The following is a 26,938-nucleotide window of genomic DNA, read 5'->3' as shown; positions in this document are numbered from 1 at the left end:
AGTGATTAGTGGCGGAAGTGGCGCATACCAGTAAGTACCATTGCCATGCCAGCTTCGTCTGCTGCGGCAATCACTTCTGCATCACGCATTGAGCCACCTGGCTGAATTACTGCCGTTATGCCAGCGGCTGCAGCTGCGTCAATACCATCACGAAATGGGAAGAATGCATCCGATGCCATAACTGAACCTTTAACTTCAAGGTTTTCATCTGCTGCTTTAATACCGGCAATTTTAGCCGAGTAAACGCGGCTCATTTGGCCCGCGCCTACACCGATTGTCATACCGTCACGGGCATATACAATGGCGTTAGATTTAACAAATTTAGCTACTTTCCAGCAAAATAATAAGTCTTTAAGCTCTTGCTCAGTAGGTTGGCGCTTAGATACAACTTTTAAATCGCCTTGCGTTACCATGCCTAAGTCGCGGTCTTGCACTAAAATACCGCCATTAACGCGTTTAATGTCTTGTCCTGCGGCTTTACCTGTCCACTGTCCACATACTAATAAACGTACGTTTTGTTTAGCCGAAACAATTTTGGCTGCAGCATCAGATACGCTAGGAGCAATAATTACTTCCACAAATTGACGCTCAACAATTGCTTCTGCGGTTGCTGCATCTAACTCTTGGTTAAAGGCAATAATGCCACCAAATGCCGACGTAGGGTCGGTTTTAAAAGCACGTTCATATGCTTCAAGAATATTGCTACCGATGGACACGCCACATGGGTTTGCATGTTTTACGATTACACAGGCTGGTACGTCAAATTCTTTAACACACTCAAGCGCAGCATCGGTATCAGCAATGTTGTTGAAAGATAACGCTTTACCTTGCAGTTGAGTTGCTGTTGCTACTGAAGCTTCAACAATATCGTTTTCAACATAGAAAGCCGCGTCTTGATGCGAGTTTTCGCCGTAGCGCATATCTTGCTTTTTAGTGAACTGCATATTGATAGTGCGTGGGAACTTAGTATCTTCGGCGGCTTCCTCTGTGTAATCAGGAACCATTTTACCGAAGTAATTAGCAATCATGCCATCGTACTGAGCGGTGTGCTCGTAGGCTGCTATAGCAAGGTCAAAACGGGTTTTATAGGTAGTAGAACCCTTATTGCTTTGCATTTCGCTGATCACGCGGTCGTAGTCGCTGGCGTTTACCACAATAGTAACGTCTTTATGATTTTTAGCCGCTGCGCGAACCATAGTCGGGCCGCCAATATCTATGTTTTCAATAGCATCTTCAAGGCTGCAGTTTTCTTGAGCGACAGTATTCGCAAAGGGGTATAAGTTAACTACAACAATGTCGATAGCAGAAATATTGTTTTCTGCCATTACGCTTTCATCTTGTCCGCGACGCGCTAAAATGCCGCCGTGAATTTTTGGATGAAGTGTTTTTACGCGGCCATCCATGATTTCTGGGTGACCTGTGTGATCTGATACTTCAGTGACTTTTATGCCGTTATCAGCAAGTAGTTTACAGGTACCGCCAGTTGATAAAATATCAACACCTTGCGCTTCTAATGCGCGGGCAAATTCAACTATACCGGTTTTATCAGACACACTTAATAGTGCGCGACGAATGGGACGATGTGTATCCATTGTAGTTTGATTTCCTCAGTTTATGAGCTAGCTTAGAAGCGGGCATTTTAACTGATAACAACTCAAAAAACGACTTATTAAGGGTGAGCATTTTGCAATTAGCACTTGTAGCAATAATGCAGCTCCTTATGGATTAACTAAGGTTAAACCTTATGTTATGCATTTATTACTAGCATAATTGAGTACTTAACCTAAATTATGCTTAAAAGGCAACGCCAATCTACATGAATAATACTAACGCTTAGTGACACCAACCAACTAAAACATGAGCATTTTAGCTTATTAAATAACTAACTCAGTGCGTTGAAAATAGCTGCTAAAGATAGGTTTACTAGCTGGAAATCAGGTTAAATAGCAGGCATAAAAAAAGCACCCTAAGGTGCTTTTATATAAATTAACGGCCATAAATAGCTATTAATTTATACCCTATGTATTGGCTTAGTAAGCATGCTTACAAGTCAATACAAAAAGTATTAGTTCATGCCGTATTTTTTAAGCTTTTTACGTAAAGTACCACGGTTGATACCTAGTAAAATTGCTGCACGTGTTTGGTTACCACGTGTATACGTCATTACTTCTTCCAGTAATGGCGCTTCTAGCTCTGAAAGAACAAGGTCGTAAACGTCTTGCACATCTTGACCGTTAAGCTGCTTTAAATAGTGGTGAACAGCTTTCTTTACTGCGTCACGTAATGGCTGCGGTTTCTCGTGTGCCTGAACATGAGGGTTAGTGATAAATGGAGAAGTCACGTTTTGTTCGAACATTATTTAATCTCTTTCTTTCTTAGTTAGCTGCTAGTGTTTTAAAGTATTGCTCTAATACGTCAACTTGTGTAAGTGGGTTGTCGATCGTATTAAATACTCGCCTAAACTGACCATCACGGTCATGGGTTTGCAAATACCAAGATACATGCTTACGAGCAATTCGCGCTCCCATTGGCTCACCGTAAAACGTATGGAGATTAGTTAAATGCTCCATTAAAATACTGCGCACCTCTGCAATAGCAGGTGGCTGTAAATGCTCTCCGGTTCGCAAATAGTGGTCTATCTCCCTAAATATCCAAGGGCGACCTTGGGCGGCTCGGCCAATCATAATGGCATCTGCACCCGTATAATCTAATACCTGCTTTGCTTTTTCTGGTGATGTAATATCACCGTTTGCAACCACAGGAATCGACACCGAACGTTTAATGTCCCTAATCGTGGCGTACTCAGCTTCACCCTTGTACATACATGCGCGTGTGCGCCCATGTACGGCAAGTGACGCTATGCCATAACGTTCAGCTATTCTCGCAATCTCTACACCATTACGGTTATCCAGATCCCATCCAGTACGGATTTTAAGTGTTACAGGTATATCAACAGCATTAACGACTGCATCAATAATCTCTTCCACAAGTTCAGGAAACTGTAATAAAGCAGAGCCAGCGAGTTTCTTGTTCACTTTTTTTGCTGGGCACCCCATATTGATATCTATGATTTGTGCACCATTAGCAACATTGAATTGTGCGGCCTGTGCCATAAGTTCAGGATCAGCTCCTGCAATTTGCACCGCGCGTATTCCCGACTCACCGCTGTGATCCATACGGTTCATCGATTTTTCGGTTTTCCAAACATCAGGATTCGATGATAACATTTCAGACACAGCAAGCCCCGCACCTAAGCGGCGACAAAGTTGTCTAAATGGTCTATCTGTAATACCGGCCATAGGCGCGACAATTACGTTATTCTCAAGTTGGTATTTACCGATACGCACTATATTCAATAGGCCTCTTTTCAAGGGGCGCTAAGTTTACGGTTTTTTTAGCAAAAATCAAAGGCTATAAATTGAACAAAAGTAACTTTTTTTTGCCCTTTTCGTATTGACATTTGATAACCGTATGACAAAGCGGTTTATTTGTTTGAAATTTAAGCAGCTTTTATTTTTAGTATAAAATAGAGATAAATTTTATTTTGTAAATAAATGGTAAAGCCTGTTAAATACAGGCTTCAGATGCTTGTTTTAAGTAAAAGCTCTAAATAGCGTTGGGCAGTGCTTATGCTTTTTTAGTGCCACTTACACGGGTCCAATCACCTTCAATAGCAATGTCGTCCAGCTCAATAAAGGGGGCATAAACATCGGCAACCGATTGCGCTTGCTCAGTTAAAATCCCCGACATAGCTATTTTGCCACCGGGTTTTAATAACCCTAAAATAACACTATGCAGTTCACGTAACGGTTGCGCTAAAATATTAGCAACGACTATATCGGCACTAAATTCAGGTTGGTTTTCTGGCAGGTATACTTCTAATTTGTCGGCAACACCATTACGGTTAGCATTATCTAAGCTTGCTTCTAGTGCTTGTGGGTCTATATCTATACCAATCATGCGCTCTGCGCCAAGCTTAATAGCAGCAATACCCAAAATGCCCGAGCCACAACCAAAATCAACCACAGTTTTATCGGTTAAGTCTTGGCTTTCAAGCCACTTTAAACACAATGCGGTAGTCGCGTGAGTGCCAGTACCAAATGCAAGGCCTGGGTCGAGCAATACGTTTACTGCATCAGGATCCGGTATGTCGCGCCAGCTTGGGCAAATCCAAAGTCTTTTGCCAAATTGGATCGGGTGAAAGTTATCCATCCACTCACGTTCCCAATCTTTGTCTTCAAGTTGTTCTATTTTATATGTTAGATTTTGCGCAACTGATTTATCTGCGTTTAACAGCGCTACAACGCTATCCATATCGTGATTAGCATCAAATAAGCCTATTACCGTAGTATCGGCCCAAAATTGCACAGTGCCTATTTTAGGCTCATAGATAGGCGTGTCTTTGGCGTCAATAAAAGTAACCGATGCACTACCAGCTTCAACTAGTAGATCACTAATTAAATCAGCGTTATCAGCGTTGGCGTTAATACGAATTTGGATCCAAGCCATGTTTATTTCCAGATAAAGGGGGTAAATAGAAAAAAGGCCGCAAGAGCGGCCTTTTTAGTTTTAATATGTATTAGCCGCTTATTATTTAGCGTCTAAAAAGCTTTTCAGTAAATCAGAGCGAGAAGGGTGACGTAATTTACGCAGCGCCTTTGCTTCTATTTGACGAATACGTTCACGTGTTACGTCAAACTGCTTACCTACTTCTTCTAAGGTGTGGTCGGTATTCATATCAATACCAAAACGCATACGCAGTACTTTAGCTTCACGGGCTGTTAGGCCAGCAAGTACGTCGTTAGTTGCGCCACGAAGCGACTCCATAGTTGCCGAATCAATTGGCGAATCAATGGTCGTATCTTCGATAAAGTCACCTAAATGCGAATCTTCATCATCACCAATCGGTGTTTCCATCGAAATTGGCTCTTTAGCAATTTTAAGTACCTTACGAACTTTGTCTTCAGGCATCATCATGCGTTCAGCTAATTCTTCTGGATTTGGCTCACGGCCCATTTCTTGTAACATTTGACGTGAAATACGGTTAAGTTTATTAATCGTTTCAATCATATGTACCGGAATACGGATCGTTCTTGCTTGGTCAGCAATAGAGCGCGTGATTGCTTGGCGTATCCACCACGTAGCATAAGTCGAAAACTTATAACCACGGCGATATTCAAACTTATCAACGGCTTTCATCAAACCAATATTACCTTCTTGAATTAAATCCAAGAACTGTAAACCACGGTTTGTATATTTTTTAGCAATTGAAATTACCAAACGTAAGTTAGCTTCAACCATCTCTTTTTTCGCACGGCGAGCTTTAGCTTCACCAATACTCATACGACGGTTTATGTCTTTTATACGCTCAATATTTAAGCCAGTGCTACTTTCAATAACACGTAATTTATTCAGACTACGAATGATCTCAGGCTTAACTTCTTCAAGTTTTGCCGAGTACTTTTCGTTAGCTGCAATTTCTAAATCAACCCAAGTAGCATCCGTTTCGTTATTAGCAAAGTGCTTAACAAACGTTTTCTTTGGTAACTTAGCAATTTGTACTGCTTGTTTCATGATGAGACGTTCTTGAACGCGAACTCTGTCCATCATTTCACGCATGTTATTAACCATGCGATCAAATTGCTTAGGTATTAATTTAAAGGTTTTGAATAACTCACCAATTTCAAATATAGCGGCAAGAGAATCTGGGTGCGAGCGACCTTTAGCTTCAAACGTTTCACGTGCTTTATTATATAAATCACGTAAATTTTCAAAATGAACACGTGCTTCTTCAGGATCTGGTCCTGTGTCTACTTCTTCTTCGTCTTCATCATCTTCGTCGCTGTCGTCATCGTCTTTATCGTCGTCATTAAGTTGTTTTGCACTTAATTCTGAACCAATATTAGTTGCCGAAATTGGCGCTGTGTCTTCATTAGGATCAATAAAGCCAACGATAATATCGCTAAGGCGCATTTCTTCTGCTTCAAACTTATCCCACTGCTCGAGTAGGTAAGTAATTGCTTCAGGGTATTCAGCAACCGAAATTTGTACTTGGTTAATGCCTTCTTCAATACGCTTAGCGATTACAATTTCGCCTTCACGGGTCAGAAGTTCAACAGTACCCATTTCACGCATGTACATGCGTACCGGATCCGTTGTGCGGCCGATCTCTTTTTCTACGGTCGCAAGGGCTGCAGCGGCAGCTTCAGCTGCGTCTTCGTCTGTCGTTGTTTCTTGCATCATTAGTTCATCGGCATCTGGCGCGTTTTCGCTAACCTTGATACCCATGTCATTAATCATGCTAATGATATCTTCTACTTGATCTGAGTCTATAATATCTTGTGGAAGGTGATCATTTACTTCTGCAAAAGTTAAGTAGCCTTGCTCTTTACCTTTTAGAATCAGAAGTTTTAATTGTGACTGAGGAGTTGGATCCATAGAGATTTTTTCTTCCACTCTGATAAGTTGATACAACAGGCGCCATCATGTAGTTTGCCTTAAAGCTAAACTAGAATAATGTGACGCAGTGAATAGCGTAGTATAACAGTTTAAATCAAATTTGACTAGCTGTTAGTCGCTTTTAACGCTGTCATTAACAAATGACATTCAAGTCTTTCATCGCTATTTAGACCTTGCGTCTTATCCTTTATTAATAGGGTCTCTAGTCGATAATTTAAACACTGATCTTCAATAAATTTAAAAGTATTTTGAAAAACAGTCTCTAAACGCTCTTCATTTATTTGATGTTGCCACGTTGCCAGCTTAGTTAGCGGGTCATAATCGTCAGTGCCTCTAAAAAATTCGAGCAACTGCGCTGTGGTAACATCTTCTTTTTGCAACGCTTGATGTTGTAAGCGTAGTAGCAAACCAATGCCGGCAATATTCATTTGTGCTAAATCGGGCAAATAGGGCACGCTTTTCGCCATTTGCGGGTGTTGAATTAAAATACCGATTGCTTGGCGCATGGGGGTTATTTTAAATTTTCGCTCAATTGAATGCTGTTGCTTAGGTGTTTTTAAGCGATTATTGAGTTGCTCACGAGTACGGCCAATTAATCGCCCGAGCTGCTCAAGAATATTTTCTTGATAAAACTCACTAGGAATTTTTTCAATTAATGGTAATGCGGCACTAAGTAACTTGGCTTTACCCGAATCAAGCGTTAAATCTATTTCTAGGCTGAGCTTATTGAATAACACTTTAGTGAAATCATCGGCTGCATTTAAGCGTTGTTCAAACTTATCTTTACCTTCGGCTTGTACTAAGGAGTCGGGGTCTTCGCCGTCGGGTAAAAATACAAAGTTTAATGCTTTACCATCATTTAAATAAGGCAGTGCGTTTTCGAGCGCACGCCAAGCTGCATCACGCCCTGCACGGTCACCATCGTAACAACAAATTACTTTATCTGTTGTTCTAAATAGAGTGTGCATATGCTCACTGGTTGTTGCTGTCCCAAGTGCTGCAACGGCATATTCAATACCTTGCTCTGCCAGCGCCACCACATCCATATAGCCTTCAACAATCAGTACATGGTCGAGCTTTTTGTGTGCTTGTTTAGCTTCATATAAACCATAGAGTTCAAAGCCTTTATGAAAAATACGTGTCTCTGGCGAGTTTAAATATTTAGGGCCTTGATCGGCTTGCATTACGCGCCCACCAAAGGCAACTACGCGGCCACGTTTATCGCGAATAGGGAACATTAATCGATCGCGAAAAAAGTCAAACTGTCTGCCAGGTGTTTTTTCTGAGGCGAGTTTTAGCTCTACCAATTGCTCTTTTTGTTCTTTGTTACGGCCAAGTTGTAGGCACAAACCATCCCATTCACTTGGTGCATAACCTATCATGAACTTTTTAACTATTTCGCCGCTTAAGCCCCGGCCTTTAACGTATTCAATAACAGCGGCAGAATTACTATGGTGCTTTAACTGGTGTTGATAAAACCTTGCAGTATGGAGCATTAAATCGTAATCAGAGCGTTTTTGCGCTGCAGTACGCTCAGGTGCCGAGCCGCTACCTTGCTCACGGGGAACTTCTAAATTAAGTAAACTTGCAAGCTCTTCAATAGCATCAACAAACTCAAGTTTTTCGTATTCCATAACAAACGAAATAGCATTACCGTTAACGCCACAGCCAAAGCAGTGATAAAACTGTTTATCTTGGGAGACGGTGAACGAAGGCGATTTTTCGTTATGAAAAGGGCAGCAAGCTTGGTAGTCTTTACCGGCTTTTTTAAGACCGACTTTTGAGTCTATCAGGTCGACAATATCGGTTCTGGCAAGCAAGTCATCTATAAAATTACGTGGGATCTTTCCAGCCATTAGTAAAATAACGTCCTGAGATAATTAGAATAACAATGAAAGCGAGATTAAATTTATAACCCTACAAATAAAACCAAGCGATTTTATACGCATATATTAATTGCTATTAAATAGGGCGGGTGCAAATAGCACGTTTGTAGATTTGAACACAAATCGGATACAAAAACAAAGAAACCGAGCTCTAGGCTCGGTTTACTTCAATCATACTTAATGTATGTGGGAGTACTAGGCTGTTAATCGTTGCTTAATTAAACCAGAGATTTTGCCCATATCGGCGCGACCTTCAGCTTTGCTTTTGATTATACCCATTACTTTACCCATGTCTTGCATACCTGCTGCGTTAGTGTCAGCAATAGCCGCATCAATGAGAGCAATTATTTCTTCTTCACTCAATTTTTGAGGTAAGAAAGTTTCAAGTGCTACTATTTCATTGGCTTCAATATCAGCTAAATCATCACGCCCAGCATCTTTGTACTGAGTGTAAGAGTCACGACGTTGTTTAACAAGCTTCACTATAACGGAGGTAATACCTGCGTCGTCTAGTGTTATTTGCTCGTCTTTTTCACGTTTCATGACTTCAGCAAGTACCATGCGAATAGGGTTAAGACGTAATTTGTCTTTGGCTCTCATCGCATTTTTTTGCGCATCTTTTAGCGTTATTAAAAGGCTCATTTATACAAGACCTAATATATTAGTATAATTTAACGCGACGTGCGTTATCACGAGAAAGTTTTTTCATGTGACGTTTTACTGCAGCAGCTTTTTTACGCTTACGCTCAGCTGTTGGTTTTTCATAGTGCTCGCGACGACGAACTTCTGAAAGGATTCCTGCTTTTTCACATGAACGCTTGAAGCGACGAAGTGCTACGTCAAACGGTTCGTTCTCTCTTACTTTAATTACTGGCATTAAAAATTCACCTACCTAAATTATGAGCGTTGCTCAAGTTGATCAAACATTGATCAAGTGGTTCAAAAATGGTGCGGTATTGTAATCCGAAGCAACACCACATGTAAAGGATAATATTAACAGAAAGCTGGCATCTAAAACAGTGTTAATTTACTTGGCGTTGATACAAACGACAAAAAACTTGTCCAGCCTTTTTTTCTTTAATTAACAACCAGTTGATTGGTGCAGTAAAGGTGCTTAACTCGCTTTCCACCTCAATGTAAATTAAAGCGTCACTGCTTAGCCATTGATTGTTTTCTAGTAAATCAGCGCTCGATTGTGCCAAGTTTTTACGAAATGGCGGGTCAACAAAAACTAGATTAAATGGCTCATTACCATTAATTTGCTCTAAAAATGCCAGTGTATTGGTATGTTTTACGTGTGCGTTTTGCAGCTTTAAAGTACTAATGTTTAGCTCAATTTGCTTTGCTGCGGCAGCGTCAAGTTCAACAAAAGTAGCGCTTTTAGCAAATCGCGACAGTGCCTCAAAACCTAAACCGCCAGAACCGGCAAAACAGTCGAGCACATTTGCCTCTCGGGTATCTTGCATTAACCAATTAAACACAGTTTCTTTTATACGATCAGTTGTTGGGCGCAGCCCTTGTACGTCTTTGACGGGCAGCTTTCGGCCTCTAAATTGGCCACTGATCACTCTAATAAAGCCATCGCTGGATTTGCTAGTTACTTTATTTTGCGTTGTTTTTTTTCTCATTTAGCTCACTAAAAATTGGTATCTGCTATCTAGCTCAGATAATATTGCAATCATATCATAGCGTATTATTTTTCAACTGCATTAAAAGTGGTAGTATAAGCATCCTAGACAATAGATTGTGCCTTTAAACAGTTTAAAATAGCCGTTAACGCACATACTATTATTATCGTTAGTTTATCAGAATTTTATAAGTGGTTATTAGCAAGTATGGCAAAAAAAAGTAAATTACTGTCTTGGTTAGGTTTTGGTAAGTCAGATAAAAAACAACAAGCGGAACAAAGTGCCCAAGAGGCCGATAACCAACAGCAAGCGCGCTTAGCAGCAGAAAAAGCTGAAGCAGAGCATTTAGAGCAACAGCGACTGGCCGCTGAAAAAGCGGAGCAAGAGGCTGCAGAAAAAATAGCAGCGGAGCAAGTCCAAAAAGAGCAAGCCGAAAAGCTAGCGATTGAAAAAGCCAATGCTGAGTTACTCGCAAAACAGCAAGCCGATGCTCATGCATTACAGCTAGAGCAACAGCAGCGTTTAGCAGAGCAAGAAGCGCAGATGCGCCTTGAGCAAGAAAAAGCAGCAGCAGAACAAGCTGAAGCTGAGAATTTAGAGCAGCAAAAGCTTGCAGTCGAGCAAGCACAGAGAGAGCAAGCTGAAAAGCTAGCGATTGAAAAAGCTAATGCTGAGTTACTCGCAAAACAGCAAGCAGATGCTCATGCATTACAGTTAGAGCAACAGCAGCGTTTAGCAGAGCAAGCTGAAAAGCTAGCGATTGAAAAAGCCAATGCTGAGTTACTCGTAAAACAGCAAGCCGATGCTCATGCATTAAAGTTAGAGCAACAGCAGCGTTTAGCAGAGCAAGAAGCGCAGATGCGCCTTGAACAAGAAAAAGCAGCAGCGGAAAAGGCTGAAGCTGAACGCTTAGAGCAAGTACGTATTGCAGCAGAGCAAGCAGAAGCTGAGCGATTAGAACAAGCGCGAATTGCAGCAGAGCAAGCAGAGGCAGAGCGTTTAGAGCAAGCACGTATTGCAGCAGAGCGAGCAGAAGCTGAGCAATTAGAACAGCAACGTATTGCAGATGAACAGGCAGAAGCGTTAGAACAGCAGCGTATTGCAGCAGAGCAAGCAGAGGCTGAGCGCTTAGAGCAGCAGCGTATTGCAGATGAACTTGCAAGCGAAGCAGCTCAAAAAGTAGAGAAACCTAAAAAAGAAGGTTTTTTCTCTCGCCTTAAAAAAGGTTTATTAAAAACTCGCGTTAATATTGGTTCTGGTTTTGCTTCCATATTTAGCGGTAAAAAAATAGACGATGATTTATTTGAAGAGCTAGAAACGCAATTACTCACCGCCGATTTAGGCGTTGATACCACCATGAAGTTAATAGACCGCCTAACTGATGCGGCAAACCGTAAGCAATTAAAAGACGGTGACGCACTTTATGAGCTAATGAAACAAGAAATGGCCGTAATGCTTAAAACTGCAGAGCAGCCGTTGGTTATTCCAGCCGATAAAAAACCATTTGTTATATTAATGGTAGGTGTTAACGGTGTAGGTAAAACGACGACCATTGGTAAATTGGCTAAGCAATTTCAAAGCGAAGGCAAGTCGGTCATGCTTGCTGCGGGTGATACATTTAGAGCCGCAGCGGTTGAGCAACTACAAGTATGGGGCGAACGTAATAGTATTCCTGTTATTGCACAGCATACTGGTGCTGACAGTGCGTCTGTTATTTTTGATGCTTTTCAAGCGGCAAAAGCGCGTAACGTTGACGTATTAATCGCAGATACAGCAGGGCGCTTGCAAAATAAAGACAACTTAATGCAAGAGCTTGAAAAAATAGCGCGAGTAATGAAAAAAATTGATCCTGATGCGCCGCACGAAGTAATGTTAACTATTGATGCAGGCACAGGGCAAAATGCGATTAGCCAGGTAAACTTGTTTAATCAATGCGTTGGTTTAACCGGTATTACTCTTTCAAAACTAGATGGCACGGCAAAAGGCGGTGTTATTTTTGCGGTAGCAGATAAGTTTAACATTCCAATTCGCTATATTGGTGTGGGTGAAAGTATTGATGATTTACGTGCCTTTAAAAGCGATGACTTTATTGATGCGCTATTTAGCCAAGATGAAGACGACGCTTAAAGCTTAGCAAGCTATTAGTACAAGCGTTGAAAAGTGATCAGCGCGACGTTCATAAAGTGAAAGCTTCACCCAAATGGTCATGTTTGTACTTTGATTTTCCGGTTCTGTAGGTGTGGTTTATAACACACCTTTAAAAGGTGGAACTTTTATTTACCAAAAGAGGGAGCTTGCTCCCTTTTTAATTGCGAGGAATACCAGCTTTATTGATGTTTAATAGTGTTGGCATAATAAAAAATGATAAATTTTCAGCAAGTAAGTAAAACCTATCCAGGCGGGCATCGCGCTCTTGAAAAAGTTAATTTTCATATTAAACCTGGTGAACTCGCGTTTTTAACCGGCCACAGTGGCGCGGGTAAAAGTACGCTGTTAAAGCTAATTAGCTTAATGGAACGTCCTTCTGCTGGAAGTGTGTTTATTAACGGTATCGATTTAAACAAAGTAAACTCACGGCAAATTCCTTATGTCCGTCGCGACATCGGCATTATATTTCAAAACCACCGCTTATTAGAGCGCTACACTATATTTGATAACGTAGCACTGCCCTTGATCATTGAAGGCACACACCATAAGCAAATTGCAAAGCGTGTGCATGGCGCGCTTGATAAGGTTGGCTTGATTGATAAAATTAAATGCCACCCATCTATGCTCTCTGGTGGCGAGCAGCAGCGTGTGGGTATTGCCCGCGCAATTGTTAACTCCCCGCCAATATTATTAGCAGATGAACCTACGGGTAACCTAGATCCTGAGCTTTCAATGGAAATATTACGTCTTTTTGAAGAGTTTAATAACCATGGAACAACCGTACTTATTGCTACCCACGATCTAGGATTAGTGGCCCGGATGAAGTATCGCAGCTTAACCCTAAAAGATGGTCGTATGATTCAAGATCCGTTAGCCGAGGGCGCATTATGAGTTTACTTTTTAAAAGTCGTCAAAATAGTAACGATAAACAAAAAAAATCAGTATTTGCTGGCGGTTATTTTTTTATTATTAATATTTTTCGCCAAGGCGTACATAGCTTAGGTGAAATGTGGCGTACACCTCTAGCGTCGTTAATGACTATTGCAGTACTGGGTTTGAGCTTAACCTTGCCAGCTAGCTTATACTTAGTGGTTAAAAATGTGCAACAGGTAAGCAGTGGCTTTGAAGAGGCCAGCGAAATTTCTTTGTTCGTAAAAGAAAGCATGAGCGAGCAAGAAACCCAAACTTTAGTAAAGCGTTTAGCACTCTACCCAGAAGTAGAAAGCGTGACCTTTATTTCCAAGCAGCAAGCTCTACAAGAGTTTAAGCAAGTATCTGGATTTGGTCAGGCGTTAAGCTACTTAAATAGCAATCCGTTACCCGATGTTGTGCTCGTTATACCAACATCGCGACACAGACAGCCTAATGCCGCAAAAGTACTTTTAACTAAGCTTGAAAGTGAGCGAGAAGTTGATTTTGGCAAGCTTGATATAGCTTGGCTTGAGCGCCTAAATGCATTGCTAAGCCTATTAAAAGAAAGTGTTATTACCATTGCGCTGCTATTGCTTACCTCGGTAACGCTAATAATAGGTAACACTATTCGTTTGTCTATTATGGATAAAAAAGAAGAAATACAAGTAATGAAGCTAGTAGGCGCTACTAATACTTTTATTCACGCCCCCTTTTTATGGACCGGAATATGGTATGGCGTTATAGGCGGATTATTTGCATTTATATGTGTGGCGCTAATGATGTGGTGGCTATCAACTGCGGTTAGCAGTGTGGCAAGCGTTTACCAAACTAGTTTTTCTTTAATTGGCTTAACCTTAAAAGAATTTGGCTCGCTGGTACTGCTTGCTACTAGCTTAGGGTTTATTGGTTCGTACTTATCGGTTAATCGTTATATAAAAGAAATTGAGCCAGATAAGGTCTGACATAAAAGGGTCACATTTTTATATTATTCTTTTTAAAGCAGTTTTTATAAAAGTGCTTTAAAGCTATAGCAGGCTTAATTCATCACTTATTCAGTCGCTTAGCGTAGACTTAAAAAATACAAAAAACCACTTGATTTATACTTAAGAAAAGTTTTAAATTGGGGTTAGCACTCTTAGGTAAAGAGTGCTAAGATGGTTTCAAATGTTTATCACCGAGGTGAAAAATGAGTAAAGATTTATACGCAATGGCACTTACAGTTGGACAGCAAAGCGCAAGCATGGACGGTTACCTTCAAGCGGTAAGCACTATTCCTATGCTTAAAGTAGAGCAAGAACAAGAGCTGGCAACACGTCTTCAGGAAGAAGGTGATCTTAGTGCTGCAAAGCAACTCATTATGTCGCACTTACGCTTTGTAGCGCATATTGCAAAAGGCTACTCGGGTTATGGCTTGCCACAAGCAGATTTAATCCAAGAAGGTAATATTGGCCTGATGAAAGCGGTAAAGCGTTTCAACCCAGAAGTGGGTGTGCGTTTAGTATCGTTTGCAGTGCATTGGATTAAAGCAGAAATTCATGAGTTTGTACTTAAAAACTGGCGCATCGTAAAAGTTGCTACCACTAAAGCGCAACGTAAATTGTTTTTTAACCTTCGTAAAAATAAAAAACGTTTAGGCTGGTTTAACCAAGCAGAAGTTAGCACAGTAGCTAGCGAGCTAGGTGTGAGTGAAAAAGAAGTACGTGAAATGGAATCGCGCATGAGCGGCCAAGACATGGGCTTTGACCTTACAGGTGATGACGACGACAGCGCACCAAGCAGCACCTATTCACCAGTACAGTATTTAACTGATGGCACTGCTGACTTAGCTGACGATATTGAGCAGCAACAATGGCAAGAACAATCACATACTCGTTTGTTTAGCGCTCTTAAAACGCTAGATGAACGCTCGCAAGACATTGTAAGCGCACGTTGGTTAACCGACGATAAAGCAACGCTACAAGAACTTGCTGAAAAATACAGTGTATCGGCTGAGCGTGTTCGCCAGCTAGAAAAAACAGCGATGAAAAAGCTACAAGCTGCAATGGTGTAAACCTAACCATTTAGCTAACAAAAAAAAGCCCCGCATATAAAATGCGGGGCTTTTTTGTTTTAAATATTGAATCTGCCTTACTTTATATTCGTAGTATATAGGAACTGAAGTTGTAAATTTTTGAGTAAATAAAAACACAAAAAATACAATTAAAACCTCTTTGTTTACATTGCATAAAGTTTTGATCTTTTTAATTTACATCTATGTTTTTGTTAATGTTATTAGCGTTTGTTTTGCACTTTAATTGCCTGATTTTAATTCTATTCTTTTACTATGTATGCGAAAATAATAGAGGATTGGGATGATTTCTCATCGTAATTCATATACAAAATTCGGCTGGCAAATAGCTGTGTTTTTACCAACCTTTCAATTTAATTAAAAGCAGTGTTAGTACTCAATATGCATTCATATTCACTAAAGAAAAAGATATTGTTATCGGTTATTCTCGCACTCGCAATTGTGGTAGCGTTGCTATCATGGCGTAGTTATTCGACCCAAAAAAATCTGTTATTAAAAAGTAGTATAGAACAGGTGAGTCAATCGGGTGAGCAGCAAGCTGCGCAAATAGAGCAATGGCTTGCTGATCGCCTGCGAATTATTAGCTCGGTGGCCACAAAGGTAGAAGGGGATATGCTAAACGCGTTACAGCAAGCACAAGCTTCTGGGGATTTTCAGTCGACTTATTTTGGTAACAGCGATGGTAAAATGTTCGACTCTGATCCAAGTATCGATAACACCGATTACAACCCCTTAACTAGGCCTTGGTATCAATACGCCCAACAAGCAGGTAAAGCTATTATTACCAAGCCTTATTTAGATGTTACTTCTAATTTACCCGTAGTTAGTATAGCCCAACCTACACGCAACGGTGTGGTTGGCGGTGACGTATCTATTGCTAGTTTAGTTGAAAATGTCAATAACATGGCGTTGCCAGCCAACGGCTATGCAATCATGATGCACAATGACGGTACAGTGATTGCTTATAAAGACGCAAGTAAAGTCATGGGTCAAATCAGTAATATTGATGAACAGTTAAATACTAAGCTGGTGCAATCGAGTATTCAAAGTGGGAAGCTTACTCCTGCTTATTTTAAAACTGAAGGCCGAGATAAATTACTTTGGGGCGTAGATATTCCTAATACTGATTGGCAGTTAGCTTTCGTACTGGATAAAAAAACATTGGAAGCACCATTAACAAACTTAATGTTAACTCAATTAGGTTTAGCTGCTTTAGCTTTAATAGTGAGTGTTTTGGCTATTTCATGGTTGTTAAGTTTGTTACTCGGGCCATTAACTCGAGTGTCTCAGGCATTATCACGGATTGCAGACGGTAATGGCGATTTAACGCAGCGTATAGAGGTCGATAGCCAAGATGAAGTGGGTGTGTTAGCTGATAGCTTTAATCGCTTTGTGAGTAGCCAGCATGGACTTATTAGCCATATTCGCCAGCTTGCAACTGAGCTTGATTTAGATGCAGAGAGAAGCTTATGTACCAATCAAACGAGCGTTGAAGAGTTACAGCGTCAGCAGCAAGAAGTAGCGATGGTTGCTACTGCTGTAACAGAAATGTCTAGTGCAACTCATGAAATTGCAGCCAATGCAGAAAGCACAGCAGCATCACAGCAATCAGCCCAAAGCAGTGCACAGGGTAAAAGCTTGGTCGATAAAACTCGCAGCACCATTAATTCATTGGCATCTGAAATAGATGAAACCACTATGGTTATAGGTGAGTTAAGTCTTCATGCACAAGCAATTTCTAGTATTTTGACAACTATTCAGGAAATTGCAGAACAAACTAACTTGTTAGCATTAAATGCGGCTATTGAAGCTGCTCGTGCTGGTGACCAAGGTCGCGGCTTTGCTGTTGTTGCAGACGAAGTACGCGTTTTATCTCGTCGAACTCAAGACTCTACCGCAGAAGTTTATACCACCATCGAAACTTTGCAAAACACAACCAAACAAGCTGTTAGCTTGATGGATAGCAGTAAAGGATTAGCTAATAATAGTGTTGATGACGTTAATGCTGCAGCGCAAGCCCTCGAAGAAATTACTCAAGCGGTTAATATAATTTCTGATATGGCAGGGCAAATTGCCATAGCAGCAGAAGAGCAAACGCAAGTAACAAATGAAATAACTCAAAATACAGTAGCTATAAAAGATGTTACAGATGAGATCACTGAATCAGCTATGACCCACTTAAGTCAGGCAAAAGTACTTAAAGACCGTGCTGCAGATTTAAGTGATAAAGTCGCTACCTTCATTTTGTGAGCATAATAACCACCCTACTGCTCGCACATGGCTATGCAGTAGGGTGGTTATATTTAAAGCATGCGTTATCGCCTTTCTTCCTTAGTACTTCTCTGCCAGTTGTATATATTTACGCTCTACCAGCTTAGATACGGGTACTAATTCAAAACCTTGTTTGCTGAGCTGTGGTAAAACGTGGCGTAAAAATGCGATTGTTTCAGGGTAGGGGTGGGCAATTGCAATGGCAAACTTATGCTCAGTAGCGTGTTGTTTTAGCTCATCTAGGCGCAGTTGTAATTGTTCTGGTGTGGTTATGTTATCTAAAAAAATATGACGGCCAATATTTTCAACGCCTAAAAAGTTAGCGGCATTTTGTGCCTGGCTTAATTCAGTGGTGCGGCTATCTAAAAAGTATAAATGTCGCTTTTTAAGCACTTCCATTATCCACCTCATAGCTTGACCTTGCTGGGTGAGCGCCGATCCCATGTGATTATTAACCCCTTTAACTTGCGGTAAACTGGCCAAAGCAGTGCCAAGTATTTGCTGTATCTGCTCTTTATTCATATTTAACGTAAGTGCGCCAGGGCCAAGCTCCTTGCCGTTAAGTGCTTGCATGGGAATATGCAGTAATAACTCTTTATTTGTTTTACTGGCTAAAGTGGCAAAAGCTTGTGCATAAGGCGTGTGAGGCAAAATTGAATACGACACTTGGCCGGGCAAAGTTAACAGTTCTAAATCTCTCTGGTGATAGCCTATGTCGTCTATTACTATCGCTATTTGCTTGGCTTTAGCATTGAGTGACACAAAACCAAGCATCAATATCAGCCCTATAATTACTTTCATCTTTATCGCTTTTTAATTTATAGTTTTTATTATTTTTAGAGCTTATTAACTTAACCTCAGTAAGGCTAAGTTATTGCAGGTTAAGTAACTGTTTAGCTTTTACTAATTGTAAATCAGCTGCCTTGCTGGCTAGTTGAGTTTGTTTACCTTTAGCTTGCTGGTTTTTGATTATAACGGCTTTATCACTTTGTGAAAGGGTTGTTTGATTAATCGCCACGTCGGGCGTAATACCAACACCCTCGATTGATTTCCCCAAAGGAGTGAAGTACTTAGCTGTAGTGAGCTTTAATGCAGTGCTGCCATCACCAAGTGGAATAAGCGATTGCACTGAGCCTTTACCAAAAGATTGGCTGCCAACAACCTTGGCGCGGTTATTATCTTTTAATGCGGCAGCTAAAATTTCGGCTGCTGATGCCGAGTTTTCGTTAATTAGCACGACAATAGGGGCGCCTTTTAAAATGTCTCCGTGTTTGGCATAAAAAGCTTTATTTGCCTCGTTATAGCGCCCTTTGGTTGTAACAATAGTACCGTTTTGTAAAAACAGATCCGATACCGCAACAGCGCTTCTAAGTGTACCGCCGGGGTTGTCACGTAAATCAATAACTAGGCCTTTAAGTGGGTCCCCAAAGTGACTTTGCATGGCTGCTATTTGCAAAGCCACTTCATGTAAAGTGTGGTTAGAAAAACTATTTATAGCTAAATAACCGCGGCCTAAACCTAAGCGGTGACTAGTAACGCTTTCGAGTTTTATTTCGCGGCGGCTCATATTAAAATTAAGTGGTTGCGGTTGGTTGTCACGTTTAATGGTTAAGCTAATATTACTAAGTTTGCTGGCTGTTATTAGCTGAGCAACATGCTCTACGGAGCTGTGTTGTGTTGTTTGATTATTAACGTTAATAATAATGTCACCGGCCATAATCCCAGCACTTTTAGCAGGTGAGTTATTCACTACATTTACAATGGTCACGTTATTATTTATTTTTTTAACCTCAATACCTAAACCGGTATAGCGGCCATTAGTGTTATCAAATAAAGCATTTAATTCGTGTTCATCAAGGTATTTAGAATGGGGATCAAGCTGGGCATAGAAATGCGCAAATTGCTGGTTGTTATAGCTAGTATGAGTGGTGTTTAGTAGGGTAAGATCTTCAACGTAGTAGGTATGAATGTTAAATAGGATTTCTGTTATTTGTTGGTTTTTTAATTCTTTAATCGAACTAGAAAACACATTTGCTGAAAAGCTAATAAAAATAAATAGGGCAAGTAAATACAGGCTCAAGCCAAGCGTAAAGCCTGTATTTTTAAACCATTTTGCTAGGGTGCTTTTTTTGTCCATCGGCTGCTCCAATACGGCGCAGCGGTTAATTTATACCAATGGCATATTTTTAATAAGATTGGTATTTGCTAAATGCGTTTGCACCATTTTTCAGGATTTACTGCACGCCCTTTATGGCGCATTTCAAAGTATAGACCAGAACTTGTCTGCCCGCCGCTTTGGCCAACTAGCGCTACCGTTTCGCCTTCTCTTACCATGTCACCAACATCTTTCAATAAGGTTTGTGCATGGCCGTAAAGGCTCATAAAGCCCTCACCATGGTCAACTACAATTACCCAGCCGTAGCCCTTTAACCAATCGGCAAATACCACTTGGCCGTTATGAACACTGTTAATATTGCTTCCTTCTTTTGCGCCAATTAATACGCCTTTCCAGTCAATTCCACCGTGTTTTCGTTGTCCAAAAGTGTGTTCTAACTTACCTCGGCTTGGCCAGTTAAGCTTGCCTTTGCTGTTATTGAGGCCGAGTAATTCAACTTTTTTATTTTTTTCTTTCTCTAGCTCTTCAATAGTTGTGATAAGCGTTTGTTGGTTTTCTTTTAAATAGTTAATTGAACTTTTGGTGCTGTTTAGCTGTGTCTGTAAATTTTTTAAATTGGCTTGGCGTTCGCTTTGAGCACTAACTAATGCGGTTTGGCGTCTTTTTTGTTCATCATGCAGGTTGACTAGTTTTTGCTTTGTTTTAGCCAGTTCAGCCTGGTTTTGCGCTATTTGTAACTGCAGCGCTTTTAGCTCTTCGAGTTGTTCAATACGGGCTTTATTTAAATAATTATAATAGCTTAGAGTGCGCTCAAACTTAGCAGTGTCTTCTTGATTGAGCAGCATTTTTGCATAGTCATCGTCGCCACCGGCCATATAAGCACTTTTAAGTTGCGCAGCTAATGCGTGTTGAAACTGTGCATGTTGTTGTTCGAGTTGATCGGCTTTTTGCTGTTGCAGTTGTTGCTGTTGTTCGGTTTTTTTAATCGACTGCTCAGCCATATTTAGGGCTTTGGCGTTTTTAGCTATGTCGAGTTCGTGCTGTTGTAGATTTTTTTGTAGGTTGGCAATTTTTTTGCGTTGTGCGTTGTATTCAGATTGGCTTTGTTTAAGTGCCGTTTGTACTTCGCTGAGATCTTTTTTGGTACGATCTTCATTAGCGACTGCAGTTGCAGTCGCTAAAAAAGTCAGTATTAAAATTAGCTTAGTAACGCTATTAATACGTGTATGCATAGATTATTTCAACGTCATGATAGGTTTGCCTGTCATTTCAGTTGGCTGCTCCATGCCCATTAAGTGCAGCATAGTAGGCGCTACATCGCTAAGAGCTTTACCCTCAGAAGGTGTTGCATCGCGCCCAACGTAAATAAATGGCACTGGCTCGCTAGTATGTGCAGTATGGGCTTGGCCTGTTTTAAGGTTGGCCATTTGCTCAGCATTACCATGGTCGGCAGTAATAAGCGCTTCACCGCCATATTCGTTAAGTGCTGCTACTACGCGGCCAATACAGTGATCAACTGCTTCGCAGGCTTTAACTGCTGCTGCAAATACACCTGAGTGACCCACCATATCGCCGTTAGGGTAGTTACAAATAATAGCGTCGTATTTACCACTTTTAATTGCCGCAACGAGTTTGTCGGTAAGCATTTCTGAGTTCATTTCGGGCTGCAAATCGTAGGTTGCAACTTGAGGTGAAGGAATAAGTTCGCGGGTTTCACCGTTAAATTCGTCTTCGCGGCCACCACTAAAGAAAAACGTTACGTGAGCATATTTTTCAGTTTCAGAAATACGTAGTTGAGTTTTACCGTGTTTTTCAAACCATTCGCCAAGTACGTTTACCAGTGGCGTAGGGCCAAATGCAACTGGGGCGTCTATATCTGCAGCGTATTCGGTCATCATTACAAATGCGCTAAGGGCAGGTGACTTTTGTTTGGCAAAACCGTTAAAGTTAGGCTCAACAAATGCACGTGTAATTTCACGGGCGCGATCGGCTCTAAAGTTAGCAAATATAACCGTGTCGCCATCGTTAATTTGTACCGGCTCTGCGCCTGTAGGTGTAATGGTGCTTGCGGCTACAAACTCATCGTTTTCGTCGCGCTCATAAGCTGCTTCAAGTGCGCTTACGCCAGTCGGGTAGCTAAAGTCGCCTTGTGCTAACGTAAGTAAGTTATAGGCTTTTTCTACGCGGTTCCAGCGGTTGTCTCTGTCCATTGCGTAATAACGGCCAATTAGCGATGCTAAACGGCCACATTGTAGCTTTGCAAATACCGCTTCAATGCGTTCAATAGAAGCTTTTGCACTGCGTGGAGGCGTGTCGCGGCCATCTAAAAAGCCATGAAAGTACACCTCTTTTGCGCCGCGTTTTGCAGCAAGTTCAATACTTGCCACAATGTGATCTTCGTGACTGTGTACGCCGCCTGGGCTTAATAGCCCCATAATGTGCACGGCTTTATCGGCACTTACGGCTTTATCTATGTTATCGACTAGTGCAGGGGTAGAGTCAAACTCGCCATCGTTTATCGCTTTTGTTATACGGGTAAAGTCTTGATAAACAACGCGTCCTGCGCCTAAATTAACGTGGCCAACTTCAGAGTTGCCCATTTGACCATCAGGAAGGCCTACATCAAAACCCGAAGCTGAAATTAATGTGCGCGGGCGGGTGGCCCATAATTCGTCTAATACAGGGGTATTTGCAGCAAGAATCGCATTACTTTGCTCATCTTCGCGGTATCCCCAGCCATCTAAAATCATTAATACCAGTGGTTTTTTATGTTCTGACATAGTCACTCCTCAAGGTTAACGTTGCGATAAAACACGCTAACATTACCGCTAACATGCTGATGCTAAGCATACCGTGTTTTATAGCTAGGATCAGCAATCAAAACAAGATATTAAAACTTTTTAATATCTTGCTAAAAATTAACAGCAAGCTATTACTTTGTTCTTACTAAAAGCACCTCGTAAAAGCGTATTATGCTTTGCCTTAACTCGCATTTTTAGCTGATTTGGGTATACTTGCGCAGCTAATACCAATTTTATTAAAAACATGCACATTTTAGCGGATTAAATAGCTCACTAACTGCGTTAAAAATAACTCATATAGAACAACTATATATCATCATTTTTTACTTGTTATTGACCCATTATATTGACGCTTTAATAGCCCATTAATTTAATGCAATTGGTATAATAACAACTTTATTAAAGCGCTGTGTATGCGAGTAAGGTAAATTAGGTATATATTGTGTTTAAAATCTTTACAGAAGTGAGTACTCCTGTTTAAATTTTATGTTGTTTGTGAGTAGCTTACCTCTTGTTATACTTGCTTATAGAGTTAATGCAATTGGTATTGAACGAAAAAATAGCTAAAACATCACGTTTTAGGATGTAATTTTATAGTGGATGTCGAATGGATCAATATATTGAATTTATCACCAATCACCCAATCTTAAGTGCAGCTTGGGTGGGTATTGTGTTTCTTATTGTTAGTGGTTGGATCAAAAGTAAACTCTCAGCAGTGCGCCAAATAAACCCTCAGCAGTTAACACTGCTTATCAACCGTGAAGACGGTCAAGTTATTGATATGCGTGCGCAAAAAGAGTTTAACACCGGGCATATTGCCGGTGCTCAGCATTTAAGCCCTGAAAATGCGAAAAAATCTGACTTTTCAAGCCTTGAAAAGTATAAGAGCAAACCCATTATATTGGTATGTACTACAGGCATGACCGCTTCAGGAACTGCAACCGCTATGCATAAAGCGGGTTTTGAGCAGGTAAGTGTGTTATCTGGTGGTATGGGCGCGTGGCAATCTGCGAGCTTACCAACTACAACCGGTCGCTAATAAATATTAGTAGTCCGATAGAGGATATATTATGAGTAATGTTGTTTTATACACCAAAGCGTATTGCCCTTTTTGTCAACGTGCTCGTGCACTTTTAGACAGTAAAGGCGTGCAATACACAAACTTTGATATTGGTGTACAGCCTGAACTGCGTGATGAAATGATCGCCAAAGCAGGCGGCGCAAGCACGGTACCGCAAATCTTTATTAATGATGAGCATATAGGTGGCTGCGACGACATGATGGCAATAGAAGCACAAGGCCAGCTTGATAAAAAGCTAAACGCTTAAATTTTAACTAATTATAATAACGAACAGGTTAAGGATTACAATGAACGAAGAAACGCAAAACGCAGCAGCACAACAAGAAACTGGCGCACAATTTACTATTCAACGTATTTACACAAAAGACGTGTCGTTTGAAACGCCAAATTCTCCAGCTATTTTTCAAAAAGAATGGACACCAGAAGTTAAGTTAGACCTAGACACTCGCTCTAATAAGTTAGACGAAGGTGTATTTGAAGTGGTTTTAGCACTAACAGTGACTGCATCTATTGGCGAAGAAACGGCCTTTTTATGTGAAATTCAACAAGCAGGTATTTTTACTATTGCTGACGTTGAAGAAACACAACTTGCTCATATGCTTGGTGCATTTTGCCCTAACGTATTGTTTCCATATGCGCGTGAAGCAGTTTCTAACCTTGTTAACCGTGGTACTTTTCCACAGCTTAACCTTGCGCCAGTTAACTTTGACGCATTATTTGCACAATACATGCAACAACGCACAGCGCAAGCTGAGCAGGCATCAGTAGACGCATAAATTATGAGTACAGCAACTTCAGCTGTTACTGTATTAGGGGCGGGGTCTTATGGCACCGCCCTTGCTATTTGCTTAGCCCGAAATGGTCACCAAGTGACACTTTGGGGTCGCAATAGCGACGACGTTGCCACGCTTGCAGCTGAGCGAAAAAATCAACGTTACTTACCTGATATTCCTTTTCCCGACACTTTAACTCTTGAAGCCGACTTGCAACGTGCTGCTGCAAGTAATGAAATAGTGTTAGTGGTTGTGCCTAGCCATGCATTTGGCGACACTTTAAAGCAAATTAAACCAGCTTTACAGCAAGGCGCAAAAGTTGCGTGGGCAACGAAAGGGCTAGAGCCAAATACCGGGCGCTTATTACAAGAAGTGGCAGTGCAAGAGCTTGGTGATGCAATTCCATTAGCGGTGCTTTCGGGGCCAACATTTGCTAAAGAAATGGCCATGGGATCGCCTACTGCTATTTCGGTTTCATCCACCTCTACAGAATTTGCCAAGCAGTTAGCTGATTTACTGCATTGCGGTCGCTCATTTAGAGTGTACAACAATGATGATTTTATTGGCATACAGCTAGGTGGTGCGGTTAAAAACGTGATTGCTATTGGTGCAGGCATTTCCGATGGCGTAGGTTTTGGCGCTAATGCACGCACGGCACTAATTACTCGCGGCCTTGCTGAGCTAACACGCTTAGGTTGTGCTTTGGGCGCAAAACCCGAAACCTTTATGGGGATGGCAGGCCTTGGCGATTTAATTTTAACCTGCACAGATAACCAGTCACGTAATCGTCGTTTTGGTTTAGCGTTAGGTAAAGGCGAAAGCGTAGAGGCTGCAATAGAGTCTATAGGCCAAGTGGTCGAAGGCTTTAGAAACACCAAAGAAGTGTATTTATTAGCGCAGCGCAGCGGTGTAGAAATGCCAATCACCGAGCAAATTTATAAAGTACTGTACGAAAATAAAGACATGAAAGAAGCGGCTATGGCTTTATTAGGCCGAGAGCAGCGCTCAGAATGAATCATAGCCCTTAGAGTTTCGAAAAGTTCTAGGGGCTATGAAATAGACGTGTTTTTAATACTTTATTAATCTAAAAGTTAACTTTTAACATTACTTTTAGTTGCTTCGCTATACCACAGCTCCATAAAGCACTCAGTTAATTTATGCTCAATTTCAAGTGCTTTATCGGTTGGGCAAAATAGGGTGAAGCTTGCTCTAAATTCTCCTAACTCAGTAGTACCAAAGTGAATCTCGGGTTCTGGGCCTGAAATTTTTGCATCTAATTTTCTTTCGATAATAGAGTTATACCGGCTCGCCACTTCTTCAAACTCCTCGCAGTAATGCTTGGCTTTATTGCTAAGAGTTTCGTAAATAGGATACGGGTTAAAACTATCTTTGCGCACAATATTAAAATGATGAGTAGCAAAGCGTTTAACAAAGTTTAAGTTTTTTATCGGGCTGGTAATTAATTTGTTATTAGGAATAAATATTGTTTTTCTAGAGAATTGATAAGTTCGCATATCAATTTCATGTAAGGTGGTTTTAATCCAGTTGGTCTCTGCCACTTCGCCATAATATTCACCAACTTGTACCCAGTCGCCAATTCTAAATGGGCGGGTTGTTACTAAGTAAAAAAAGCCAATTACACACTGAATAAACTCTCTAGTGGCAAGCACAATAGCAACGGCAAAAGCGGCTATAGACAGTGCAAAGTTTTGAATCTCAGTCGACCATATAAACAGCAGTAACAAAACCATAGTAAAGTTAATAAAGTGCTTAATATTGTGTGCAATGTAGCGAGTATCTTTTTCTTTTTTTTCTGCTCTATATCGCGCCAACTTATCAACAAGTACTTTTAAACTAAATGCGATAGTGAGCACCACCACTGAGATAAGAACTGGGTGTAGTAGTATATCTTTGATCATAAATTCCAAAATACGAGTAATTGCAAACAAGCTTAGTATATTGATTTATGAAACCAATTAGCAAACTTAACCTCAAAAAAATTAAGTTGGGTTAGTCAGTTACTCCATTGCCAACATGGTGATGCTGTTTATTAAGCTGTTTACGACACAAAAGTACAAGCTCAATAGCTGAAATTAAAATTAAAGTATAACCAAGTGTTTCTATCCCTTCTTCTACAATGTTTTTAACTATACGCACGTAGCTCTCACCCATTATAGAGTGCCAAAATTCACCTCTGCCCATAATGCGAGAAAAAGCTAACAACGTAACCAAGCCAGATAAGCAAATGCCATAACTTGGTGTTTGAGTATAGGCTTGGATGGAGCTAAAAATAGTCCCTCTTTTTCTTATTAGGTAAACAAATGTACAAGCAAGTATTGAATAAACGATAGTTTGCCAGGCGCCATCAAAAACATACATATCAAGGTATGTATCAAATTCTCTTACAAACATCATTGCTGTTAGAGCTGCAAGTAATACCGAAGCTACCTTAAGTTTCGAGCTAATACGCGAGGCATAAAAAAACAAAATAGCACTTAAAAAAGTTAAAATATCTTGCATGTGCTCAGTGAGTGTTTCTTCACTATAAAGTGCATTTTGCTGTAATTCAAAGCCTTCAAGCTGAATTAATGAGGCAACACCAGCTAAGCATAATAAGTAAATAAAAGATCGTAGTAAAAACATGAAAAAATCCACATAGGAGACCATGCGCGAGATTTTAATTACAAAAAGGACAGAAAGCCAAAATATTATGGAAACTTTTTATATATTTATTGGTCTAAAACTTTTGCTGTTAAATTAATGGGTTAAATGTGCAATTGGTGTTTTTATGTTGT

Annotated in this window: 24 protein-coding genes; 9 read left to right on the top strand and 15 right to left on the bottom strand. The window is 40.6% G+C overall.

From position 1 onward, the window contains the following. Positions 1–5 precede the first annotated feature (5 nt). The 9 genes from purH to rsmD all read right to left on the bottom strand — a co-directional run bounded on the left by purH (position 6) and on the right by rsmD (position 9,973). Positions 6–1,592 (bottom strand): bifunctional phosphoribosylaminoimidazolecarboxamide formyltransferase/IMP cyclohydrolase, encoded by a 1,587-nt coding sequence (purH, locus tag CIK86_RS11465; protein ID WP_086996647.1) that lies wholly within the window; start codon positions 1,590–1,592, stop codon positions 6–8. A 473-nt stretch (positions 1,593–2,065) separates the two neighbouring features. Then, complete coding sequence (gene fis / locus CIK86_RS11460; RefSeq protein ID WP_011327058.1) at positions 2,066–2,356, bottom strand: DNA-binding transcriptional regulator Fis; 291 nt, start codon at positions 2,354–2,356, stop codon at positions 2,066–2,068. A 19-nt stretch (positions 2,357–2,375) separates the two neighbouring features. Beyond that, positions 2,376–3,347, bottom strand: a complete 972-nt coding sequence (gene dusB, locus CIK86_RS11455; RefSeq protein ID WP_172459251.1) for a tRNA dihydrouridine synthase DusB — start codon at positions 3,345–3,347, stop codon at positions 2,376–2,378. Positions 3,348–3,627: 280 nt separating this feature from the next. Continuing rightward, complete coding sequence (prmA, locus tag CIK86_RS11450; protein WP_086996642.1) at positions 3,628–4,509, bottom strand: 50S ribosomal protein L11 methyltransferase; 882 nt, start codon at positions 4,507–4,509, stop codon at positions 3,628–3,630. 81 nt (positions 4,510–4,590) lie between these two features. Further along, positions 4,591–6,438: an RNA polymerase sigma factor RpoD gene (gene rpoD / locus CIK86_RS11445; RefSeq protein ID WP_011327061.1), complete on the bottom strand. Its 1,848-nt coding sequence runs from the start codon at positions 6,436–6,438 to the stop codon at positions 4,591–4,593. Positions 6,439–6,563: 125 nt separating this feature from the next. Beyond that, the gene (gene dnaG, locus CIK86_RS11440) at positions 6,564–8,315 is read right to left on the bottom strand and encodes a DNA primase (protein ID WP_011327062.1); all 1,752 of its coding nucleotides are present in this window, start codon (positions 8,313–8,315) and stop codon (positions 6,564–6,566) included. A gap of 225 nt (positions 8,316–8,540) precedes the next feature. After that, positions 8,541–8,987: a GatB/YqeY domain-containing protein gene (locus CIK86_RS11435; protein WP_086996638.1), complete on the bottom strand. Its 447-nt coding sequence runs from the start codon at positions 8,985–8,987 to the stop codon at positions 8,541–8,543. Between the two features lie 19 nt (positions 8,988–9,006). Next, positions 9,007–9,222 carry a 30S ribosomal protein S21 gene (rpsU, locus tag CIK86_RS11430; RefSeq protein ID WP_002957797.1) on the bottom strand — a complete coding sequence of 72 codons (216 nt, stop codon included), beginning with the start codon at positions 9,220–9,222 and terminating at the stop codon, positions 9,007–9,009. A gap of 145 nt (positions 9,223–9,367) precedes the next feature. After that, positions 9,368–9,973, bottom strand: coding sequence for a 16S rRNA (guanine(966)-N(2))-methyltransferase RsmD (gene rsmD, locus CIK86_RS11425; protein ID WP_086996631.1), 606 nt, complete (start codon positions 9,971–9,973; stop codon positions 9,368–9,370). 207 nt (positions 9,974–10,180) lie between these two features. Here rsmD and ftsY point away from each other — a divergent pair, with 207 nt between their 5' ends. The 5 genes from ftsY to CIK86_RS11400 all read left to right on the top strand — a co-directional run bounded on the left by ftsY (position 10,181) and on the right by CIK86_RS11400 (position 17,351). Continuing rightward, complete coding sequence (gene ftsY, locus CIK86_RS11420; RefSeq protein WP_086996628.1) at positions 10,181–12,100, top strand: signal recognition particle-docking protein FtsY; 1,920 nt, start codon at positions 10,181–10,183, stop codon at positions 12,098–12,100. A 234-nt stretch (positions 12,101–12,334) separates the two neighbouring features. Continuing rightward, the gene (ftsE, locus tag CIK86_RS11415) at positions 12,335–13,012 is read left to right on the top strand and encodes a cell division ATP-binding protein FtsE (RefSeq protein ID WP_011327066.1); all 678 of its coding nucleotides are present in this window, start codon (positions 12,335–12,337) and stop codon (positions 13,010–13,012) included. Continuing rightward, positions 13,009–13,995, top strand: a complete 987-nt coding sequence (gene ftsX, locus CIK86_RS11410) for a permease-like cell division protein FtsX (RefSeq protein WP_058372451.1) — start codon at positions 13,009–13,011, stop codon at positions 13,993–13,995. The genes ftsE and ftsX overlap by 4 nt, the downstream gene beginning before the upstream one ends. A gap of 224 nt (positions 13,996–14,219) precedes the next feature. Continuing rightward, positions 14,220–15,083: an RNA polymerase sigma factor RpoH gene (gene rpoH / locus CIK86_RS11405; protein ID WP_011327068.1), complete on the top strand. Its 864-nt coding sequence runs from the start codon at positions 14,220–14,222 to the stop codon at positions 15,081–15,083. A 399-nt stretch (positions 15,084–15,482) separates the two neighbouring features. Beyond that, positions 15,483–17,351 carry a methyl-accepting chemotaxis protein gene (locus tag CIK86_RS11400; protein ID WP_086996625.1) on the top strand — a complete coding sequence of 623 codons (1,869 nt, stop codon included), beginning with the start codon at positions 15,483–15,485 and terminating at the stop codon, positions 17,349–17,351. 81 nt (positions 17,352–17,432) lie between these two features. Here CIK86_RS11400 and CIK86_RS11395 read toward each other — a convergent pair whose 3' ends face one another. The 4 genes from CIK86_RS11395 to gpmM all read right to left on the bottom strand — a co-directional run bounded on the left by CIK86_RS11395 (position 17,433) and on the right by gpmM (position 22,268). Further along, a complete protein-coding gene (locus CIK86_RS11395) occupies positions 17,433–18,173 on the bottom strand; it encodes a divergent polysaccharide deacetylase family protein (RefSeq protein WP_086996622.1) in 741 nt (246 codons plus the stop codon). Positions 18,174–18,243: 70 nt separating this feature from the next. Next, entirely contained in the window at positions 18,244–19,509 is a 1,266-nt protein-coding gene (locus CIK86_RS11390) for a S41 family peptidase (RefSeq protein ID WP_086996619.1), read from the bottom strand. Positions 19,510–19,577: 68 nt separating this feature from the next. Continuing rightward, a complete protein-coding gene (locus CIK86_RS11385) occupies positions 19,578–20,720 on the bottom strand; it encodes a peptidoglycan DD-metalloendopeptidase family protein (RefSeq protein ID WP_086996616.1) in 1,143 nt (380 codons plus the stop codon). A 3-nt stretch (positions 20,721–20,723) separates the two neighbouring features. Continuing rightward, the gene (gene gpmM, locus CIK86_RS11380) at positions 20,724–22,268 is read right to left on the bottom strand and encodes a 2,3-bisphosphoglycerate-independent phosphoglycerate mutase (protein WP_086996613.1); all 1,545 of its coding nucleotides are present in this window, start codon (positions 22,266–22,268) and stop codon (positions 20,724–20,726) included. Positions 22,269–22,896: 628 nt separating this feature from the next. On the opposite strand from gpmM, the gene CIK86_RS11375 reads away from it, so the two are divergent. The 4 genes from CIK86_RS11375 to gpsA are packed head-to-tail and all read left to right on the top strand — an operon-like array spanning position 22,897 to position 25,157. Continuing rightward, positions 22,897–23,328, top strand: a complete 432-nt coding sequence (locus CIK86_RS11375; RefSeq protein ID WP_058372459.1) for a rhodanese-like domain-containing protein — start codon at positions 22,897–22,899, stop codon at positions 23,326–23,328. A gap of 31 nt (positions 23,329–23,359) precedes the next feature. Beyond that, positions 23,360–23,617: a glutaredoxin 3 gene (gene grxC, locus CIK86_RS11370; protein ID WP_086996610.1), complete on the top strand. Its 258-nt coding sequence runs from the start codon at positions 23,360–23,362 to the stop codon at positions 23,615–23,617. Between the two features lie 40 nt (positions 23,618–23,657). Continuing rightward, positions 23,658–24,146: a protein-export chaperone SecB gene (gene secB, locus CIK86_RS11365; RefSeq protein ID WP_011327080.1), complete on the top strand. Its 489-nt coding sequence runs from the start codon at positions 23,658–23,660 to the stop codon at positions 24,144–24,146. A 3-nt stretch (positions 24,147–24,149) separates the two neighbouring features. After that, positions 24,150–25,157, top strand: a complete 1,008-nt coding sequence (gene gpsA / locus CIK86_RS11360) for an NAD(P)H-dependent glycerol-3-phosphate dehydrogenase (RefSeq protein ID WP_058372461.1) — start codon at positions 24,150–24,152, stop codon at positions 25,155–25,157. A gap of 77 nt (positions 25,158–25,234) precedes the next feature. Here gpsA and CIK86_RS11355 read toward each other — a convergent pair whose 3' ends face one another. Both CIK86_RS11355 and CIK86_RS11350 read right to left on the bottom strand, forming a co-directional pair. Next, positions 25,235–26,062 carry a mechanosensitive ion channel family protein gene (locus CIK86_RS11355; protein ID WP_086996608.1) on the bottom strand — a complete coding sequence of 276 codons (828 nt, stop codon included), beginning with the start codon at positions 26,060–26,062 and terminating at the stop codon, positions 25,235–25,237. Between the two features lie 91 nt (positions 26,063–26,153). After that, positions 26,154–26,786, bottom strand: a complete 633-nt coding sequence (locus tag CIK86_RS11350; RefSeq protein WP_086996603.1) for a hypothetical protein — start codon at positions 26,784–26,786, stop codon at positions 26,154–26,156. Between the last annotated feature and the right edge of the window lie 152 nt (positions 26,787–26,938).

This window comes from Pseudoalteromonas sp. JB197 (genome assembly GCF_002332205.1).
GTDB classification, from domain to species: domain Bacteria; phylum Pseudomonadota; class Gammaproteobacteria; order Enterobacterales; family Alteromonadaceae; genus Pseudoalteromonas; species Pseudoalteromonas nigrifaciens.
Note: the sequence above shows the minus strand (reverse complement) of the source record. Positions and strands in the feature narration are given on the sequence as shown.

Bases quoted from the DNA above. Each gene is read 5' to 3' on its own strand.
- purH (WP_086996647.1), bottom strand. From the start codon at position 1,592: ATGGATACACATCGTCCCATTCGTCGCGCACTATTAAGTGTGTCTGAT.
- fis (WP_011327058.1), bottom strand. From the start codon at position 2,356: ATGTTCGAACAAAACGTGACTTCTCCATTTATCACTAACCCTCATGTT.
- prmA (WP_086996642.1), bottom strand. From the start codon at position 4,509: ATGGCTTGGATCCAAATTCGTATTAACGCCAACGCTGATAACGCTGAT.
- rpoD (WP_011327061.1), bottom strand. From the start codon at position 6,438: ATGGATCCAACTCCTCAGTCACAATTAAAACTTCTGATTCTAAAAGGT.
- dnaG (WP_011327062.1), bottom strand. From the start codon at position 8,315: ATGGCTGGAAAGATCCCACGTAATTTTATAGATGACTTGCTTGCCAGA.
- CIK86_RS11435 (WP_086996638.1), bottom strand. From the start codon at position 8,987: ATGAGCCTTTTAATAACGCTAAAAGATGCGCAAAAAAATGCGATGAGA.
- rpsU (WP_002957797.1), bottom strand. From the start codon at position 9,222: ATGCCAGTAATTAAAGTAAGAGAGAACGAACCGTTTGACGTAGCACTT.
- rsmD (WP_086996631.1), bottom strand. From the start codon at position 9,973: ATGAGAAAAAAAACAACGCAAAATAAAGTAACTAGCAAATCCAGCGAT.
- ftsY (WP_086996628.1), top strand. From the start codon at position 10,181: ATGGCAAAAAAAAGTAAATTACTGTCTTGGTTAGGTTTTGGTAAGTCA.
- ftsE (WP_011327066.1), top strand. From the start codon at position 12,335: ATGATAAATTTTCAGCAAGTAAGTAAAACCTATCCAGGCGGGCATCGC.
- ftsX (WP_058372451.1), top strand. From the start codon at position 13,009: ATGAGTTTACTTTTTAAAAGTCGTCAAAATAGTAACGATAAACAAAAA.
- rpoH (WP_011327068.1), top strand. From the start codon at position 14,220: ATGAGTAAAGATTTATACGCAATGGCACTTACAGTTGGACAGCAAAGC.
- CIK86_RS11400 (WP_086996625.1), top strand. From the start codon at position 15,483: ATGCATTCATATTCACTAAAGAAAAAGATATTGTTATCGGTTATTCTC.
- CIK86_RS11395 (WP_086996622.1), bottom strand. From the start codon at position 18,173: ATGAAAGTAATTATAGGGCTGATATTGATGCTTGGTTTTGTGTCACTC.
- CIK86_RS11390 (WP_086996619.1), bottom strand. From the start codon at position 19,509: ATGGACAAAAAAAGCACCCTAGCAAAATGGTTTAAAAATACAGGCTTT.
- CIK86_RS11385 (WP_086996616.1), bottom strand. From the start codon at position 20,720: ATGCATACACGTATTAATAGCGTTACTAAGCTAATTTTAATACTGACT.
- gpmM (WP_086996613.1), bottom strand. From the start codon at position 22,268: ATGTCAGAACATAAAAAACCACTGGTATTAATGATTTTAGATGGCTGG.
- CIK86_RS11375 (WP_058372459.1), top strand. From the start codon at position 22,897: ATGGATCAATATATTGAATTTATCACCAATCACCCAATCTTAAGTGCA.
- grxC (WP_086996610.1), top strand. From the start codon at position 23,360: ATGAGTAATGTTGTTTTATACACCAAAGCGTATTGCCCTTTTTGTCAA.
- secB (WP_011327080.1), top strand. From the start codon at position 23,658: ATGAACGAAGAAACGCAAAACGCAGCAGCACAACAAGAAACTGGCGCA.
- gpsA (WP_058372461.1), top strand. From the start codon at position 24,150: ATGAGTACAGCAACTTCAGCTGTTACTGTATTAGGGGCGGGGTCTTAT.
- CIK86_RS11355 (WP_086996608.1), bottom strand. From the start codon at position 26,062: ATGATCAAAGATATACTACTACACCCAGTTCTTATCTCAGTGGTGGTG.
- CIK86_RS11350 (WP_086996603.1), bottom strand. From the start codon at position 26,786: ATGTTTTTACTACGATCTTTTATTTACTTATTATGCTTAGCTGGTGTT.